Origin of the sequence: Inconstantimicrobium porci (assembly GCF_009696465.1) — a bacterium.
GTDB classification, from domain to species: Bacteria; Bacillota; Clostridia; order Clostridiales; family Clostridiaceae; genus Inconstantimicrobium; species Inconstantimicrobium porci.
This window is the reverse complement of the sequence record NZ_VULX01000040.1, coordinates 1-18,305: the sequence shown is the minus strand read 5'-3', so window position 1 is coordinate 18,305 and position 18,305 is coordinate 1. Positions and strand designations below refer to the sequence as shown.

Sequence of the window (18,305 nt, the reverse complement as noted above, 5' to 3'; positions counted from 1 at the left end):
TCAAGATTAGATTTCCCATAGCGTAAGCTAGTAAGATCCCTTGAAGAACACAAGGTTGATAGGTCAGAGGTGTAAGTGTGGTAACATATTTAGCTGACTGATACTAATAGATCGAGGGCTTGACCAATTAAGAAATGTAATGAAACTTATATGCAATTTTGAAAGAACATTTTGTTCTTTGAGTAATAGAAGTTATGAACAAAGAAGAAAAGGAAACTCCTTCTCACTGCGTTCGAATGAGTAACTTCTGCTAAACCAAATCCAAGATTTGGAGTAGATAAAGGACACTCGCTCAGCAAAGCTGAGGAGTAAAGTTTTGTTGGCAAAATCGTAGATTTTGACAAAACTTATATCTGGTTATGATGTGTTTTTGGGTTACACCCCTTCCCATTCCGAACAGGATGGTTAAGCCAATTACAGCTGATGGTACTGCATGGGGAACCGTGTGGGAGAGTAGGTGGTAGCCAGGTTAGTATGATTCACTAGCTCAGTCGGTAGAGCACATGACTTTTAATCATGGTGTCCCGGGTTCGATTCCCGGGTGGATCACCAAAACACTTAACTTTTGTTAAGTGTTTTTTTTAATGTAAAGGAAATTGCATTAAAAAACATAATTTTTTAATGATATAATCTGTGATGCTATGAAGCAATTAAATTAGATTATAAGATACTTTACAAATTAATATAGAGTTATCCACATAAATAGCAAAATAGTCCACAATATTGTACAAGTAGTATACAATAATTGTGGACTATTTTAATTAAATATGTTTAATAATAAAATTATTTTACTTTATAAGTTAAAACAGTATCATTTCCAGCTGTTACGTTTTGGCCAACAGAAACTGGAGTTAAGTCTTTTACGTTATCAACATTTGTTACAAGAACTGGAGTTATTAATGAAAGTCCTTTTCCTGTTATGATATCTCTGTTAATTTTGATTATTGGAGTTCCAGCTTTAACTGTAGTTCCTTGTTCCTGAAGTCTTTCAAAACCTTCTCCGTTTAAAGAAACTGTATCGATTCCGATATGAACAAGTAATTCAACACCATTGCTAAGTGTCATAGCAAAAGCATGGTTAGTTTTGAATACTAAAGTTAATTCACCATCACATGGAGCAACTATTGTATCTCCTGTTGTGTCAATTGCAACACCGTCTCCTGCCATTTTTTCAGCGAAAACTGGATCTGGTACATCTGATAAATTCATAACCTTTCCATCAATTGGAGCTACAAATTTAGATTCTTTCTTAAAAAATCCGAACATAATAAAAACATCCTTTCACATGTGTATTTACTCATAAGTAATTATAATATAATAAGTTTAATATAAAAAAGGCATAAGTCCCTAAACTATAGAAACTTATGCCTGATTTAACAGTAACATGTTTACACATTTCATATTATAGGGGTATTTTAATCTAAAGTCAATATTAAAAATATTTCTGATGTTTTTTTACTTTATTCTAGTCAGTATTATTATACTTCTAATTTAATTTTATATTCTTTAAGCCAGACATTAATTTGATATAAATATGCCAAAAGCTGTGGACCTGTCATTAACTGACCATACCATGGATTTGTGTAAGATGAACCTTTTGTTAAAATCATATTCTTGACAAAGTCAGTATCTATAAGTGGAAGTATAGGTGAACTATTATCGTTTAAAACACGGCTCATTTCTGAGCATACAAGATCTGTATAAACAGGATTGTGTGTTTTAGGATAGGGACTCTTTTTTCTGTATATTATTTCTTGCGGAAGAATTCCTTCTAATGATTTTCTAAGAAGTCCTTTTTCACGTCCATTTAAAAATTTAATTTTATCAGGAAGATTAAAAGCATATTGAACAATCCTGTGGTCAGCAAAAGGAACTCGCACCTCAAGACTGTTAATCATGCTGCATCTGTCTTTCCTGTTCAGAAGAGTCATCATAAACCATTTTATATTAAGGTAGAATAATTCACGCATTCTATGCTGTTCTGGTGTTTCATTATCTAAATGAGGGACTTCTCTTAAAGTATGAAGATAATTTTCGTTTGTACAGTCTTCTATTTTTAAAGATTTAAAGTCGTCTGACAGAATCTTTTTTCTATCTGGTACAAATCTTGACCATGGGAATGTATCTGAATTAATTAGTTCTTTTTTTGTAAACCATGGATAGCCTCCAAAGATTTCATCTGCACATTCACCTGAAAGAGCAATTATAAAATCTTTGCGTACTTCTTTACAGAATAAAAGTAGAGATGAATCAACATCAGCCATTCCTGGAAGGTCCCTAGCAATTACGGCATCTTTTAATGCAGCAACAAGACGATCATGCTGAAGCACAACATTTCTATGATCTGTATGCAGGACATCTGCCATCATTTGGGCATAATACTTATCGGAACTAGGTTCAAATAGTGTTGCCTTAAAAAACTTACTGTTATCCTCATAATCTATAGAGTATGTTGTAAGCTGTTTGCCTTTTACTCTAAAATCATCTGCAGCTATAGCTGATATAGCGCTTGAATCTAGTCCTCCTGATAGAAATGTACAAAGAGGTACATCGCCTACTAGCTGGCGTTTTATTGCATCAGTAAGCAGAAAACGAGTATGTTCAATTGCCTCATCTACGCTTTCAGTATTTTCTTCTGCAGATATATCCCAGTATTTTTGCAAGACACATTTACTATCAGATGTTAAATATAGATAATGACCAGGAGGAACCTCTTTTATATTTTTGAAAATAGCAGTACCTGGTTTAACAGCAGGTCCTAATGAGAAAAGTTCAGTAAGGCCGTCTCTATCAACAACGGCTTCCACATCTGGGTGAGCAAGTAAAGTTTTTATTTCTGAGCCGAATATAAGAGATGAATCTTTTTTTGTATAAAATAAAGGTTTTACGCCAAGATGGTCTCTGGCAATAAAGACAGATTTGTTTAAGTCATCATATATAGCAAAAGCAAAAATACCATTTAATTTTTTCACACATTCTTTTCCCCAGCAGATATATGATGTAAGCAGCACCTCAGTATCAGAATATGATGTGAAGGAATAACCTTCAGTATATAACTCTTTTCTTAAATCCTCAGTGTTATAAAGTTCTCCATTGTATATAATGCAGTATTCTCTACCAGTAATTTTTTTTACCATTGGTTGAGCACCGCCTTCTGGGTCAACTACAATAAGACGTCTATGTCCAAAGAGTACATTCTCTTTTATATAATATCCATGATTATCAGGACCTCTCTTCTTTAGTGTTTCTGTCATATCTTTTATGATGTTATATTTTAAGGACAGATTATTTTTAAAATCTACCCATCCTGCTATTCCACACATATTAATCACCTTCTATCAAAATATGTTATATCCTATGTTAAAAACTTGTTTATTGTACTGTTAATTTGCATTTATAAAGCAATAAAATACAATATATAAATTAAGGATTGTTAAGTAACAAAAATCAACATTTTGCGTATGTATGAATTCGGATAATATATTCATATAAAAAAACAGCCTAGTAAATTAAATTTACTAAGCTGTTTATAAATTACTTAACTATTTTATAATTTTCTTTTACATTTAAGTCATTGTAGTCAGAAGCAGTGCCTTGGCCTTTATCTGATAATATTAGATAAAACTTATCAAATTAATTGTTATTTCCGAAGTTATCTAGAAGCTTTATTTTTAGGTCCCAAAGGTCCTGAGATAAATCAACATAGTAAGTATGAGGATTTTCAAACCTCTTAACTTCATCCCATAAAGATTCTACTTCTTTAGCACAATAGCTTCTTATTTCATCTACTGACTTATCTTCATAAACACATTCGCCATTTTTGAACAGCTGTGTTAATAAAGGTTTTACATAGTAGTTTTCAAGTTTTGTCTTCTTCCAATGGAAAAGAGGATGGAATATAACATATGGCTTACTCTCATCTATTTTTTCATCATGAAGTGTTATTAAATCAGCAAGTGCCTTGTTAGTGTCCTTGTCGTAGAATCTATATAAAGATTTAAACCCTGGAGTAGTTACCTTCTCAACATTTTCACTAATCTTTATCTTTGGAGTAAGGTTAGCATCATTGTCACCAACAGCAACTAGCTTATAAACTCCACCAAAGACTGGAGAAGATTTTGCTGTGATAAGTCTTTCACCTACACCAAAGGAATCTATTTTAGCATCTTGTAGCATAAGATCTCTTATAAGATATTCATCAAGTGAGTTTGAAGCCATGATCTTGCAGTCAGTAAGTCCTGCTTCGTCAAGCATTTTTCTTGTCTTTTTGCTAAGGTAAGCAATATCACCACTATCTATTCTTACACCCTTAAGTCTCTTGCCCATAGGCTCAAGAACTTCTTTTGCAACTTTTATTGCGTTTGGTACACCTGATTTTAATACATTATATGTGTCGATAAGCAATATTGAGTTATCAGGGTAAGTCTCAACGAAAGATTTAAATGCTTCATATTCACTGTCAAACATCTGAACCCATGAATGAGCCATTGTTCCATAAGTCTGAATTCCAAAAAGCTGTTCAGTGATTGTACATGCCGTTCCATCAACACCACCTATATAAGCTGCTCTTGCACCTAAGATAGCAGCATCATAACTTTGAGCTCTTCTTGAGCCGAATTCTGCAACAACTCTACCTTTTGCAGCTCTTACAATTCTATTAGCCTTTGTAGCGATCAAGCTCTGGTGATTGATTGTAACAAGAACCATAGTTTCTATGAACTGAGCCTGGATTGCAGGACCTTTGACAGTTACAATAGGTTCTCCTGGGAAAATAGGAGTACCTTCATCAATTGCCCAGACATCGCATGAGAATTTAAAGTTTTTTAGGTAATCAAGGAACTTTTCACTGAATAAGTTTTTTTCTCTTAAATATTCAATATCCTCATCTGTAAATTTTAAGTTTTTAAGATAATCTACAAGCTGTGCAACTCCTGCCATGATGGCAAATCCACCATCATCAGGAACCTTTCTGAAGAACATATCGAATACGGCTGTTTTTTCACCCATTCCATGCTCTAAAAAACCGTTAGCCATAGTGATTTCATAGAAATCAGCAAGCATAGTTAAATTTTCTCTCTTCATTAGTTAAGTCTCCTCTTATAGTTCTAGGAATTTATTAAATCTTTCTTGAACTTTTTCTTCACCAAGTATCTGCATTATAGTATAAAGATCTGGAGTGTTTGTTCTATGAGTAAGTGCTGTTCTTACTATACCAGCTACATCAGAAACCATTCCCTTGAATGCTTCAGGGTCTTTCTTGTAGCTCTTCCTGTCAGCAGCATATCCCATTTCCACTGCCATCTCTTTTAAATCTGAGAACCAGTCGTTCTGATCCTTTGTAATATCAAATATCTTCTTGTATTCTGTAATAACTCTCTTAGCTTCTTCTTGATTTACGTTCTTAGGATATTCTATAGTTTCTTTTGATTCGTTATAGAATAATTCATCGAAGAAGTAGTAAATCTTTTCTTCTACATCGCTCCATTTAGCAAAGTCTTTTCTTGGCTTAGGACCTTCTTTGTCGATATTGAAGATTTCTTTGCTCATAGCTTCATTAGCTGTAACTAAGTCATACATCTTCTTGTCGAATTCTTTTGCCCAAGTTGTGTATTGGTCATAGACAACATCAGCCTTGAATTTACAAATTACGTTCTTGCTCACATCGTTAAGTTTGATGATGTCGAATAAAGCACCACTCTTGCTCATTTTGTTAAGTTCAACTTCGAAGTTATGATAGTCTAAATATGGATTTTCATGTCTCCAGTCTTCGAAAGTAGAATTAATTATATTTAAAAGATATTCTATAACTGAAGTAACAGGATATCCTTGTTCTTTATAATATGAAACTGCGCTTTCTGGGTCTTTTCTTTTACTTAGCTTTCTCTTTGTGCCGTTATCAAGCTTCATTATTTGAGGAATATGAGCATATTCTGGAGTCTTGAATCCAAGCACTGAGAATAACTGTACATGTATTGGAAGTGAAGATAACCATTCTTCTCCTCTTATAACGTGAGTAGTTCCCATTAAAGCATCATCTATAGCATGTGCAAAATGATAAGTTGGTAGTCCGTCAGATTTTATAAGAACTATATCCTGATCATTTTCTGGGAATGATATATTTCCTTTGATTAAGTCGTGGAACTTAACTCTGTGTTCAGGATCTCCAGGTGATTTTAATCTTAGAATCCAGTTTTCACCGTTTTTAACTCTTTCAGCTGCTTCTTCAGTAGTTAAGTTTCTACATTTTGCATATTCTCCGTGATATCCAGGAGTAACTTTCTCAGCCATCTGCTTTTCTCTAAGTTCAGTTAATTCTTCTGCGCTACAGAAGCAAGGATAAGCTAATCCTTTTCTTACTAAATCCTTAGCAAATGTTTCGTATATTTCTTTTCTTAAACTTTGCTTGTATGGACCATAGTTACCTTTTTCAGTAGTTTCACCAGTCATACCTTCGCTAAAGTTCATTCCGAAGTTGTTCATAGTTGCAATTGTATCTTCAATAGCTCCTTCAACTTCTCTCTTTTGGTCTGTATCTTCTATTCTAAGATAGAAAATACCGTTGCTCTGACTTGCTAATCTTTCGTTGACAAGTGCTGCAAAGACACCTCCTATATGCTGGAATCCAGTTGGACTTGGAGCATATCTTGTAACCTTAGCACCTTCTGGAAGACTTCTTGCAGGATATTTAGCAAGATAGTAGTCAGGTGTTTTGTCTGTGTTAGGGAATAAAAGATCTGCTAAAATTTCGTTATGCATAATTTCAATCCTTTCATAAGTTAAATTTTTTTATTGATATAGCTACTGCACTAAGATAATCTTGTAAATAATAATATAAACTTCTGGATTAATTTATAGTGCATAATTCATAACGCATACTTTGTGTTATGCTCTATGCGATGTGCACTTATTCAAAATCTGGTTTATCAATATCATTTGTTGACTAAATATATAGAATGTGCGAGAGACCTATATTGTTTAATAATAAAAAAAGCCTCCATCCTAAAATTAGGACGAAAGCATAATTCCGCGGTACCACCTAAATTGGTTAAAAACCCTCTTTAAAAATTACAACTCCAAAGCTTCCTTCTATAAGATGAAATATCGAATTTCCACTATCATCGACTCCCTTTAAAATCACTGCTTATATACTCTTCTTTTTCAACGCTGCTTATATTAAATTTTACTTAATATATTATAGCGTTAATATATTTTAAAAGCAAGATAAAGACAAGCTTTAATATTAATCATTTAACTTTGGAAACATTTCTATTACGCGAGGAAGTATTCCATTTAAATGAGCGATTGCAACTCCGAAGTTTGTTATTGGAACTGTATTGGCCTCAGCTTTAATTATTCTTGACATAAGTTGTTTTCTTGTGAACATACAACTGCCACATTGTATTATTACTTTGTATTCTGACAAATTTCCGGGGAAATCTACACCTGTTATATTTGTAAATTCGATATCTTTTTTATACTTTTCTCGTATCCATCTTGGAATCTTTTCTCTTGCAATATCTCCCTTTAGGGGATGATGTGTACATGCTTCTGCTATAAGTACTTTGTCACCATCTTCAAGTGTATCTAGTGCTTTTGCACCATCAACAAGAGTCTTCAAGTCACCCTTATATCTGGCCATAAGTATAGAGAAAGAAGTAAGAGGTACATCTTTTGGTACGATTGAATTAACAGTTTTGAATACCTGTGAATCAGTAATTACAAGAGCAGGTTTGTCTTTAAGACATGCTAAAGCGTCTTCAAGTTCAGAAATAGTAACTGAAAGTACCATAGCATTATTATCTAAAAGATCTCGAATTGTTTGAGCTTCGGGAAGTATTAGTCTGCCTTTTGGGGCCTGTATATCTTGTGGAGCAACAAGTAGAACAAGATCCTTTTTCTTTATTATATCTCCAACAAGAGCATCTTTCTCAAAATCAGATGGAGAAGCTTTGATAAGTGCATCTTTAAGGCTGAATATATCTAGTTTGTTCATTGCACTCATTTTGACGACTGGTATATGAAATTCATTTTTGATATCAGTGCACAACTTGTCCAACAGTTTGGTATTATCTTTAATAGTATCAATTTTGTTCAAAACGGCTACCATAGGTGTGTTTTTCCTTGACAGTTCATTAAACCATTTCTTTTCAAAATCAAAATTTTCATTATTTTTTAGTAATTCCGCATTAAATACAAGAACAGCAAGATCAGTTCTGTCCATTATCTCTATTGATTTTTTTATTCTAAGTTTTCCTAAAGAACCTTCATCATCAAGTCCGGCAGTATCGATTACTGCTATTGGACCTATAGGAAGAAGTTCCATAGACTTTATTACTGGATCAGTAGTTGTTCCTGGAGTGTCAGAAACGAGAGAAATGTGTTGATTTGTAAGTGAATTGACGATACTTGACTTTCCAGCATTTCTTTTGCCGAAAAATCCAATATGTAGCCTGTTTGAGCGTGGTGTAGTTAACATTTAAAAGTCCCCAATCTTTTATATATTTTATATTTTTTCAATTCGTTGGTTTGTAAGTTATTATTGAAATAGATTTATAGTTTTCTAGTGATGTCTTTCTTTATAAATACAAAGAATCTTTTTACTGTCTGTATGTCGTCTTTAAGTGAGCTTTCGCTGTCATCTTTGAATGAATCTGTCAGGTAGAAGAATAATACAAAGAAGAATAGTGCAAGACAGATGTAGATATCTTTTATGTCTGCTATGAACAATGGCATTATTCCGATAAAATCAAGGCTTCCGCCGTAGCATGCTTTATCAATTAATGAACATACTGCACCTGAGAACATAAAGATAAATGTGAAGTCAAGCCAGAAACATTTATAATTATTATATAGAGCATATCTGTATAACTCGGCAATTAAGAAAAGGCCGACTATATTGAAAATTATAAGTGTTGTAAAGCTTACGTTGGTACCAAATCTTGCATTAAGCCATGAACCTTGAGAATTGATTATCGGATCAAAGCTTAATATGTCTTTTACTATAACGAATCTTTTGTTGAAAAACCATTTGTGTATTATAAACTTTATGCCTTGGTCAATAATAAGAAATATAAGTAAGTTTGCAATTACTGATTTTGCTGAAATACCTGATTCTAGTTTCATTCCTATTTTAAAAAGAATGAATCCTGTAACTGCAAACAAGATTATAAAAACTATGTTGAATGCAATCTGTTTTGTGTCATGTACTCTTCCTGTTACTAATTCAAACAGGAAATAAACTATCCAGTATATAGGCAGCAGTGCTGTTGCTGCAAGAGTTTTCTTTTTCATGATGTTACCTCCAAAAACTGCTGCTTGTTTATCTAACAGCTATAAAATGTGTATAAATAAATTTTATCATATAATGAAGCAAGTGGAAGGATTAATTTGGCTGTCAAGGGATATAAAAATAATGTAAAAAGTAATAAGCAGAGATAAGGTAGAAAAATGTAAAAAAAGAGTATAAAATTTAATGTAAACAGTAACATAAAAATGAGGAGTGATAATATGCTAAAAATATTTGCAGTTTCAGACTCCATAGGAGAGACAGCAGAACAGGTTGCAGTAGCTGCAGCTAGTCAGTTTAAAGATAAAACTGTCGATGTTCAGAGAATACCATACATAAAGACAAGATCAGATGTAGAGGAATTTGTCACATCACTACAGGATGAAGAGAATGACGTGATGATTGTCTCAACAATAGTTACAGTAAATACAAGAGAATACCTTACCCAGAAATGTATTGAAAAGAACATAAATATAATCAATGTGCTTGGACCAATTATCAATGTGGCATCAACAATACTTAATACTCAGCCAGATTATCATCCAGGTGCTGTATGGAAGACTGATGAAATTTACTTTAAGAGGATTGAGGCAATGGAATTTGCAATGCAGTATGATGATTCCAAGGATTACAGGGGGCTTCATAATGCAGATGTGGTGCTTATCGGACTTTCAAGAACTTCTAAGACTCCGCTTAGCATGTATCTTGCCAATAAGGGTATAAAAGCAATCAACATACCACTTGTACCAGAAGTAGGTGTACCCGATGAATTATATGAAATAGACAGAAGAAGAGTTTTTGGGCTAACAATTGATCCAATGCAGCTTATTGAGATAAGAAAGAAGAGGCTTGATAAGTTTAAGCGTATTTCTTCAGAAATTGAGTATGCAGGTGATGCCAGAGTTCTAGAAGAACTTGATTTCTCAGATAAAATCATGAGAAAGGTAGGCTGCAGGAAAATTGATATAACACATAGGGCAATTGAAGATACAGCTCTTATTATTATGAACGAACTTAGTCGAATAAAATAATTAAAAAACTTATATTATTCTACATTAACAACTAAAAAAGAAGTCGCAGTGAGGCTAAATAATTAAAAAAGCAATCATATTATATAAAGTGGTACCTATGTCAAGGACACTATAAAAAAAGAGTTATGCAGCAAGAAGCTGATTTCTGTATTCAACAGGAGTCAGCTTTTTTAAATTCCATTGATAACGATGATTATTATAATACTTCATATATTTATCAATAACTTTTTCAAGCTGAGATAAAGTTGTACAACTTTTATAATCAATTTCATCTTTCATATGTCCGAAAAATGATTCTTGCGGAGCATTGTCCCAACAGTTACCACGTCGAGACATAGATTGTCCTAAATTATAATGTTTTAATAATTTTTGGAATTTAGGGCTTGTATAATGGCTGCCTTGATCGGAGTGTATAAATGCATCTTTATGTAGAGTAAAGTTACGTTTTTTCATTAATTTATATATTGTATCTATAGCTATGTCTAAGGTTATTCTATTAGATAAATTATAAGCTAGAATTTCATTCGTCGATCCATCTTTGATGGTAGACAAATAAGCCATCTGGTTATTTCCATATGGCAGGTATGTTATATCTGTTAGTTGAATCTTTCGTTTTTAAATATCTATAATATCCCGAACGTGAAACCCCTGAAACTTTACAAAGGTGACTTACTATATTTTTGTGGTAAGAACCTATTTTAATAGATTCTCTTTTTTGAGTGTCTACTATATAGGTTCCATTTTAATAAATGATATGCTTTTTTTTATACCCCAAAATGAAAAAAGTATCATAAAAGTTACAACATAAAAATATAGTATAGTAGTGATCAAAAAAGAGGAAGAAAAAATGAAGCAGAAGTGTAGGGGGAGTATTTGATGAAAGTAAGAAGAGTGTGGAAGGTAGTAGGAAATATAGTTTTTTATGCAGTAATTATAGCATTGATAGCAGTATCGTGCATAATGATTAAAGCTAAAAAATCAGGTGTCCAGCCTTCTATTTTTGGATATAAGTTCTACGTGGTACTTACAGGAAGTATGACACCTACTATTGCACCAGGAGATCTTGTTATTGTCAAAGATGTAGAGCCATCACAGGTTAAGACTGGAGACATTATAACTTTTGCAAGTGCTAACAGTAAGAATATAACTACTCATAGGGTACAGAGTGTCAAAAATGATAAAGGAATTGAGTTTGTAACTAAAGGCGATGCCAATAATGTTACAGACCTTAATCCTGTTGCTCAAAAGTATCTGATTGGAAGAGTTGTATCCCATGTAGATAAGATAGGGATAGCAATGCAGTCAATACAGAATCACTTAATGCAGATAGTCATTATTATATTGGCAGTAGGAGTTCTGCTTTTTGTACTTGTTAATGTAGTTGGGGGAAATAAGAAAAAGCAGAAAGAAGAAGGGGTGGAAATAAATGATTAAAAAGAAGTTTTTAGTAGGTATTGCTGGGGTTGCAGCAGCTGTAGTTATCAGTGGTACTGCGATAGCTGGTTCATATTCCAGTTTTATATCAACTGATGCTAAAAACAATAGCTTTAAAACCGGAACAATTGATATTGAAAATAATGAAAATGGTTTTAAGAATGTGACATCATGGGATGGCTCACAAAAGACTAAAAATGTTCAGATTACTAATAAAAGTAGAAGCCCTGCACTTATAAGGGTTACAGTTTTCCCTCGGTGGGTTAATGAAGATGGAACTCCTTTTGCAGGAGATACTTCTATAGTAACAATAAATTATGCTAAGGATACAAAGTGGGTTGACGGAAAAGACGGGTATTATTATTACAACATGATTGTGCCAACGAATGAGAATACAGACTCAATTATAGAGTCGGTGTCTGCAAAAGTTCCTGATAATTTAGCAGCCAGATACAAAGGTAAAAAGCTTATGGTTGATGTAAAGTCTGAAGCAGTGCTTGCAGGCAAAGATGCTGATGGCAAGGGAGTATATACACATACATGGAGCATTTCAGATCAGGGGATAAAAGGTATGCTCAACAAATTAAGTGGTATATAAAGTTAACTTTGATTTCTATCCATATGAATAAATGTAAGTAACAGTTCTAGTTCGAGCTTTAGATATATTTATAGTATGGAAATTTATAAATAATAAAAGGGGAATGAAAATTTATGAACAAGAAAAAAGTAATTTCATTATTAGTTGCAGGGGTAATGACAGTAGGAATAGTTGGAGGAACATTAGCTTGGTTTACATCTAGTGATAATGTAACAAATAAGTTTACTACAGGAAGTTATAATGATGATGTAACACATGGTCTTGATATTTGGGAAAAATTTGACACTGAGAAAGCAACAAAGCTTACTCCAGGTGCTGATGTAACTAAGAAAGTTCAGGTACAGAATACAGCTTCTTATAGTCAGTTTATAAGAGTTAAGATTACTCCAGCATGGACAGCTCCAGATGCTGTTAAAGGTACTAGTACTAACTTAAACCCAGTATTTAATACAGATGCAATTTCAGAAACACCAACAGAAGGAAAATGGTTTAAGTCAGGAGACTACTATTATTATATTGGTGTAGTTGGATCAGGTCATTATACACCACTATTATTGAAGTCTGTACAGTTTGTAGGTACTAAAGAGAATCAGAATGCTTATGTTGGCGGAGCTTTTGATGTTGAAGTTTTATCTGATTCTATACAGTCTGATCATGATGCATATAAGGACTGGGCAGGTGCACCAGATGATGTTAAGGCTGCTTTGAAAGGACTTACTGTTGATAAGGGTGAAAAAGAGCCTAGTGACACTTTAGCAACAGGTCAAAATACAGTTTATCCAATACCAACTACTACTCAGACAGTAAAATAAAATATAATATAAGAATTAATTATACACAGGTATGGCATTTTATATACCTGTGTATTAAGCAATATATGGAGGAAGAGTAAATGAAAAGGAATAAAGTTTTATCGTTAGTTATAGCAGGAGCTTTGACTACAGCAGTTGTAGGAGGTACTCTTGCATATTTTATATCTAAGGATTCTGTAACTAACAGTTTCACAACAGCTAAAACTGGAATACAGGTAGAAGAAGTATTTGATGATTCAGAAAATGGACCTCATAATTCAGTTAAGCCTGGAGATGAGGTAAATAAGGATGTTTCAGTTAGAAATAAAGCAGATTATGCTCAGTTTATAAGGGTAAAACTAACACCTAAGTTCACTGGTACAGATACAGCTGGCCTGGAATTAAGCAAAATAAAACTTAATTATAAATCTGGAGAAGTGACTGATTCTCCAACTACAAACAAATGGGTTAAGAATGGAGATTACTATTATTATGTAGGTAAGGTAGCTCCAGCTGGAGTGACATCATATCTTCTGGATTCAGTAACATTAGATAATACTGCTACTGATGATAAGTACCAGGGGAAGGGATATGATGTTGATGTAGAGGCTGAAGGTGTACAGGCTGATCATGATGCATTTACAGACTGGGGAATAACAGCAGAATCAGATCTGGGAAAAGCTCTTAAGGATTTGCAATAAAAAGTATTTTTTAAGTGAGGGCGTTTATATGTCCTTAAATTTACTCAGATAGTTAATAAATCTTAAAGGAGGGTTAAGGGTGAAAAACTATTTGAAAGTTATAGTAATGACCTTATCGCTTCTTCTATTAGTAAATGTAAATGCCTTTGCAGAGACTCTCCCTTCAAATGTGAAGCTGGAGGGGAATGCTAATGGAATAGTAGTAATACCTGGAGACAAAATGTTTTTATATAAAGACAATATGGTTCCAGGTGATGAAGTAGACAGAACTATGACAATTGATAATAAGTATGATGTCCCATTTGATCTTTATTTGAGAGCAGAAAGGGTTACACCTAAGGAGCAGTATGACCTTCTTACAAAACTTCAGGTCAAAGTAACATATAAAGGCAGTGTTATTTATGAAGGACCTGTAAGTGGAGAAGACGGACTAATTAAGAATATAAGTCTTGGTTCATATAATCCTGGCGACAAAGCTGATCTTCATGCTGAGGTTAAGTGGGAAGGCCAGAGTTCAGGAAATGAATATATGAATAAGACAGCACAGGTTAACTGGATATTTACAGCACAAAATAAAGGAACTGTAGTTCCTAATGCTACAAAAGTTACTGTTCAGCCTCATACAGGTGACAGCAGCATTATTCCTTATGTAATTATTTTAGCAGGTGCTTCAATATTATTGATAGCAATAGCTATGAAGAAAAAAGCAAGTAAGGAGGTATAGATATGAGGAGAAAGAGAGCTAAGCATAATGTTTGGGATAAAAGAATAGTACCTATCTTAGTAGCATCTATACTTCTATTCACATTAATGATAAGTCCATTTACAAAACCATTAGGAGCAGAGGCTGCAGCAATTTCTCAGCAATCTTCAGATGATAGGATAACTATTACAAAGTCTGTAGAAGTAGTAGATGATACAGAGAGAGAGTTTAAGGTTACTCTTAATATTAAAAACAGTATAAGTAAACATGCTGATGATACAACACTATATAATGTAGTTGTGACAGATGTTGTAGATAACGGCTTTTCTATTGTGGGAAGCAATGGAAATACTATATTAAAATCATTGGGGTCAATGGCACATAACTCATCACAGACTATAACTTATAATATAAAGGCAAAGAGTGGTGTGTCTGGATACAAAAATGTAAATACTAGCAGTGCTAAAGTGAATTATCAATATAAATACAAGGAAACTTACAGCGATTGGAATTGGCCATTTGTGCATACGAGATGGGTTACTAAAGACACATTTTTACAAATAAAATCACCAACTATCTATGTTAAGCCTGAGAATATAGATGTGCCTGATCCAGAAGAGGGAAAGATTACACTGAACAAATCTGCGGTAAAGACTGGAGATGGACAGTATAGAATTAGTTTTGATGTTGCAGGGAAAATTCAGAAGGCAGATCCTAAACAGGCTGATATAGTAGTTGTTATTGATAAGTCAACAAGCATGAGTTATGACAGCAGAGGAACAAGCAGTGGTTATGATAATAGCAGAATAAAGGCTGTAAAAGAATCTGTAAAGAAATTAGCACAAGACGTCCTTGGTAATACATCAATTAACAAGGGTAATAATATTAAAATAGCCATTGCTTCATTTTCTGAGAATGCAAATATTGATCTTAATTTCAGCACCAGCATAAATGATATTAATACAGCAGTAGGAGGTCAAGGGACAGGAATAAAAATATATACTAATCAAGGTACAAATACTGAAGCAGGAATAAAGATGGCTGGAAAACTTCTAGATGATTCAAAAAAAGATAGACCAGATGCAATGAGATTTGTAGTTATGTTTACAGACGGACTCCCAACATTCTATCTGGCAGGAACGGATAATACACCAGCTAATGTTAAGGGGCCGGGAAGTGATTCTCCAGATGCATGTTTTGGATATGCCCAGGAGGAATATAACAGAGTAATAGGAGGCATAACTTCTTATGGTGGAATAGGAAGAAATAATAGAGATTATTACTATTATTCTAATGCTGGAACAGTTAAAAATCCACCTAAGCCACGTCATGCTGATGCAAAATTTTATAGTGTAGGATTTACATCAAGTGATACTACTGATAATAATATGATGATTAATTTCTTAAGCTCAACTCAGAATGTTATGAAAATAAAAGATGATAAAGACAAAAAGAAGTTTTCTGATAAGTATTGTACAGGAAGTACTGCAGCTATAGGAACAATTTTTGGAGATATAACTAATCAGATTAAGCAGAGTATCAGCAGCATTGTTGATAATGCAGTTATTTCTGATGTTGTTTCAGATGAGTTTGTAATACCTAATAATGTTGGCAGTAATGTAAAGGTAAGTGTTAATAATACTAAAATAAAAGATTCTGAAGTCTTAAGCAGTATGGTTAAATCTGTTAATGGACAAAATATAGTTTTTGATTTAAGTAAAGTTCCACAGGAAATAGATAAAAACGGTATGGTAAAAATATCTGTTTCATTTTTTGTTAATGTACGAGATAAGTACTTTAGCGGAAATAAAATAAATACCAATAATGGAGATGCAGTCTTAAATTACAAGGATCCCAAGACACATAATCAGGCAACACCAATAAAGGTTAAATCTCCAACTGTTGATATAGCACCTGTAGAGGGGATGCTTTATGTAAGTAAGTATGTTGATTTAAAAGGTATAAGCAAAGCAGATAAGACTAGTAATGAATTCCCTATATATATAGAGAAAGTTGCTAATCCAAAGACTGCTACACAGGCTGATTTAAGCAGGTATGCTTTTAATGTGACAGCAGGAACAACTTCTACTATGGATTTCTATTTAAGAGGACAATCAACAGATATAACAAAGATAAATAATGCATTAGATATGGGTAAGAACTATATTACTGCAGGAACTTACAAAGCTTCTGAAATAGTGCCTATGGATTATCAAAAGGCATCTATTCAGTATAGCTATACAGGAAATGATAATGACTGGACTACAGGAGATACTTTTGAAATTACAAAGGAGCATAACAAGGTTTATATAAAGGTAACTAACAACCTTGTTAATAACACTTATTGGAGAGACAGTTCTAATTCTAAGAACGAGTTTAACCTTGCAGAGTAGATTTCAATATTTAGCGAGAGGCCGGGAGAATATCCTGGCTTTTCTTATATCTCAATATAAAAAATGGAGGAATGGCATGAAGAGAAAAGTTTTAAGTATTATAGAACTTGCATTAGTGATAATAATTGTTTTTTCGAGCTATAAGGTATTTTCAAAAATGTACAGGTATAAGAAAGATGAGAAAACTTATAATGACATAACTAAAGAATATAAGGTAGATAAGATAGGTAATATAGATAAAGCTGCAGATAAGAGTAAAAGCAGTAAGGCTGCAAATCAGGCAGAATATAAATCATTATATGATAAGCTTAATATAAGAAATACTGATTATAGGTTCTGGCTGAGAGTTGAAAATACTAATATAAATTATCCTGTAGTACAAGCCAGCGATAATAAGTATTATCTTAAGCATGATATTAATAAAGCGGAATCTATATCAGGCTGTCCATTTGTTAACTGTGATAATAATGTTAAGACTGATAAAAATGTAATTGTATATGGTCATAATATGAGAAGGAATAATATGTTCAATCAGCTTGAGAGATTTAAAGAAAGTCAGTTTTTTAATGGCGATAACAATATAGTTATTACGGATAAAGAGGGAGATCATATCTATAAGGTGTTTTCAGTTTATACTATGAAATCAAATGATGAGCTTGGGAAAACTAACTATAGTAATAAAGATGAGTTTTTCGAGGCAGTTAAAGCTATGCAGTCTAAGTCTTTTTATTATAAAGATATAAAGGTCGCTGATAACGATAGGATATTAACGCTTGTAACCTGCACATATGAAATAAATGATGGGAGGCTTGTAGTTGAAGCTAAATCAGTTTCATAATTATAAGCTTAAAGATAACCATCTTTTATAATAATTTTGGCTGATTATAAGGCTGGATGAGCCTTTACTGGCTAATTAAGGAATGTTTATAGTGTCATTGCTGCCGGGTGTGCCACATGTAGAAAAACGGATAAAGAAAGAGAATAATATATCATTACAGATTTAATTTCGAATTTTAACTGAATCCTCAAAAACATGGATGTATAAAAGTGATAAGATAGTCAATGTCGCCAAGAGGTGATGAGAAAAATGAATGAAAAATTGAAACACATTTAAATTCAAATTTCTAAAAAATCTTTTCAAAAAAGTGTTGACACAAAACACTGTGAATGATAAGATAAGGAAGTTATCGAAAGACAGACAAACAAAATGATCTTTGAAAATTAAACAGAGGAAATTAAAGTTATACAAACTTTTTATTAGACCAGCAATTCTTTTAGTAATTAAGCTAAGATTAAGCTAAGCAATTAAACTTCAAGGCTTACAAAGATAGTTTTCAAAAGGAAACTTCTTGTGCCAAGAAGTAAGCG

14 protein-coding genes, 1 tRNA gene, 2 rRNA genes and 1 pseudogene are annotated in these 18,305 nt (G+C 33.1%); 11 read left to right on the top strand and 7 right to left on the bottom strand.

The genetic code is table 11. The annotated features are described in order from the left end of the window. From FYJ33_RS15185 to FYJ33_RS15175, 3 genes are all read left to right on the top strand, one after another. Window positions 1-127: ribosomal RNA gene (locus tag FYJ33_RS15185) — 23S ribosomal RNA — on the top strand; the annotation flags it as partial. Between the two features lie 225 nt (window positions 128-352). After that, a 5S ribosomal RNA gene (gene rrf, locus FYJ33_RS15180) occupies window positions 353-470 on the top strand. Window positions 471-476: 6 nt separating this feature from the next. After that, window positions 477-552: transfer RNA gene (locus tag FYJ33_RS15175), tRNA-Lys, on the top strand. A 231-nt stretch (window positions 553-783) separates the two neighbouring features. Here FYJ33_RS15175 and FYJ33_RS15170 read toward each other — a convergent pair. From FYJ33_RS15170 to FYJ33_RS15145, 6 genes are all read right to left on the bottom strand, one after another. Then, window positions 784-1,266 (bottom strand): PTS sugar transporter subunit IIA, encoded by a 483-nt coding sequence (locus FYJ33_RS15170; protein ID WP_154532696.1) that lies wholly within the window; start codon window positions 1,264-1,266, stop codon window positions 784-786. 212 nt (window positions 1,267-1,478) lie between these two features. Beyond that, entirely contained in the window at window positions 1,479-3,323 is a 1,845-nt protein-coding gene (asnB, locus tag FYJ33_RS15165; RefSeq protein WP_154532694.1) for an asparagine synthase (glutamine-hydrolyzing), read from the bottom strand. A 310-nt stretch (window positions 3,324-3,633) separates the two neighbouring features. Next, a complete protein-coding gene (locus FYJ33_RS15160; RefSeq protein ID WP_154532692.1) occupies window positions 3,634-5,082 on the bottom strand; it encodes a nicotinate phosphoribosyltransferase in 1,449 nt (482 codons plus the stop codon). 15 nt (window positions 5,083-5,097) lie between these two features. Then, window positions 5,098-6,756, bottom strand: a complete 1,659-nt coding sequence (gene gltX, locus FYJ33_RS15155; RefSeq protein ID WP_154532690.1) for a glutamate--tRNA ligase — start codon at window positions 6,754-6,756, stop codon at window positions 5,098-5,100. Between the two features lie 484 nt (window positions 6,757-7,240). Further along, window positions 7,241-8,476, bottom strand: coding sequence for a [FeFe] hydrogenase H-cluster maturation GTPase HydF (hydF, locus tag FYJ33_RS15150; RefSeq protein ID WP_154532688.1), 1,236 nt, complete (start codon window positions 8,474-8,476; stop codon window positions 7,241-7,243). Between the two features lie 74 nt (window positions 8,477-8,550). Beyond that, complete coding sequence (locus FYJ33_RS15145; RefSeq protein WP_154532686.1) at window positions 8,551-9,291, bottom strand: signal peptidase II; 741 nt, start codon at window positions 9,289-9,291, stop codon at window positions 8,551-8,553. A 216-nt stretch (window positions 9,292-9,507) separates the two neighbouring features. Here FYJ33_RS15145 and FYJ33_RS15140 point away from each other — a divergent pair, with 216 nt between their 5' ends. After that, window positions 9,508-10,317 (top strand): pyruvate, water dikinase regulatory protein, encoded by an 810-nt coding sequence (locus FYJ33_RS15140; protein ID WP_154532684.1) that lies wholly within the window; start codon window positions 9,508-9,510, stop codon window positions 10,315-10,317. Window positions 10,318-10,440: 123 nt separating this feature from the next. Here the strand turns inward: FYJ33_RS15140 and FYJ33_RS15135 are convergent. After that, window positions 10,441-10,926 (bottom strand): annotated as a pseudogene (locus FYJ33_RS15135) (IS3 family transposase); the annotation flags it as partial. Between the two features lie 267 nt (window positions 10,927-11,193). Here FYJ33_RS15135 and FYJ33_RS15130 point away from each other — a divergent pair. The 7 genes from FYJ33_RS15130 (at window position 11,194) to srtB (ending at window position 17,775) form a co-directional block, all read left to right on the top strand. After that, window positions 11,194-11,751, top strand: a complete 558-nt coding sequence (locus tag FYJ33_RS15130) for a signal peptidase I (protein ID WP_154532682.1) — start codon at window positions 11,194-11,196, stop codon at window positions 11,749-11,751. Next, a complete protein-coding gene (locus FYJ33_RS15125) occupies window positions 11,744-12,349 on the top strand; it encodes a hypothetical protein (protein WP_154532680.1) in 606 nt (201 codons plus the stop codon). Before FYJ33_RS15130 ends, FYJ33_RS15125 begins: the two co-directional genes overlap by 8 nt. 113 nt (window positions 12,350-12,462) lie before the next feature. Next, window positions 12,463-13,161 (top strand): BsaA family SipW-dependent biofilm matrix protein, encoded by a 699-nt coding sequence (locus FYJ33_RS15120; RefSeq protein WP_154532678.1) that lies wholly within the window; start codon window positions 12,463-12,465, stop codon window positions 13,159-13,161. A gap of 80 nt (window positions 13,162-13,241) precedes the next feature. Beyond that, the gene (locus FYJ33_RS15115) at window positions 13,242-13,841 is read left to right on the top strand and encodes a BsaA family SipW-dependent biofilm matrix protein (RefSeq protein WP_154532676.1); all 600 of its coding nucleotides are present in this window, start codon (window positions 13,242-13,244) and stop codon (window positions 13,839-13,841) included. Between the two features lie 79 nt (window positions 13,842-13,920). Beyond that, entirely contained in the window at window positions 13,921-14,565 is a 645-nt protein-coding gene (locus FYJ33_RS15110) for an LPXTG cell wall anchor domain-containing protein (RefSeq protein WP_154532674.1), read from the top strand. Between the two features lie 2 nt (window positions 14,566-14,567). Beyond that, on the top strand, window positions 14,568-16,937 hold the full coding sequence (locus FYJ33_RS15105; RefSeq protein WP_154532672.1) for a VWA domain-containing protein: 2,370 nt from the start codon (window positions 14,568-14,570) through the stop codon (window positions 16,935-16,937). Between the two features lie 76 nt (window positions 16,938-17,013). Beyond that, window positions 17,014-17,775 (top strand): class B sortase, encoded by a 762-nt coding sequence (srtB, locus tag FYJ33_RS15100; protein ID WP_154532670.1) that lies wholly within the window; start codon window positions 17,014-17,016, stop codon window positions 17,773-17,775. Window positions 17,776-18,305 lie beyond the last annotated feature (530 nt).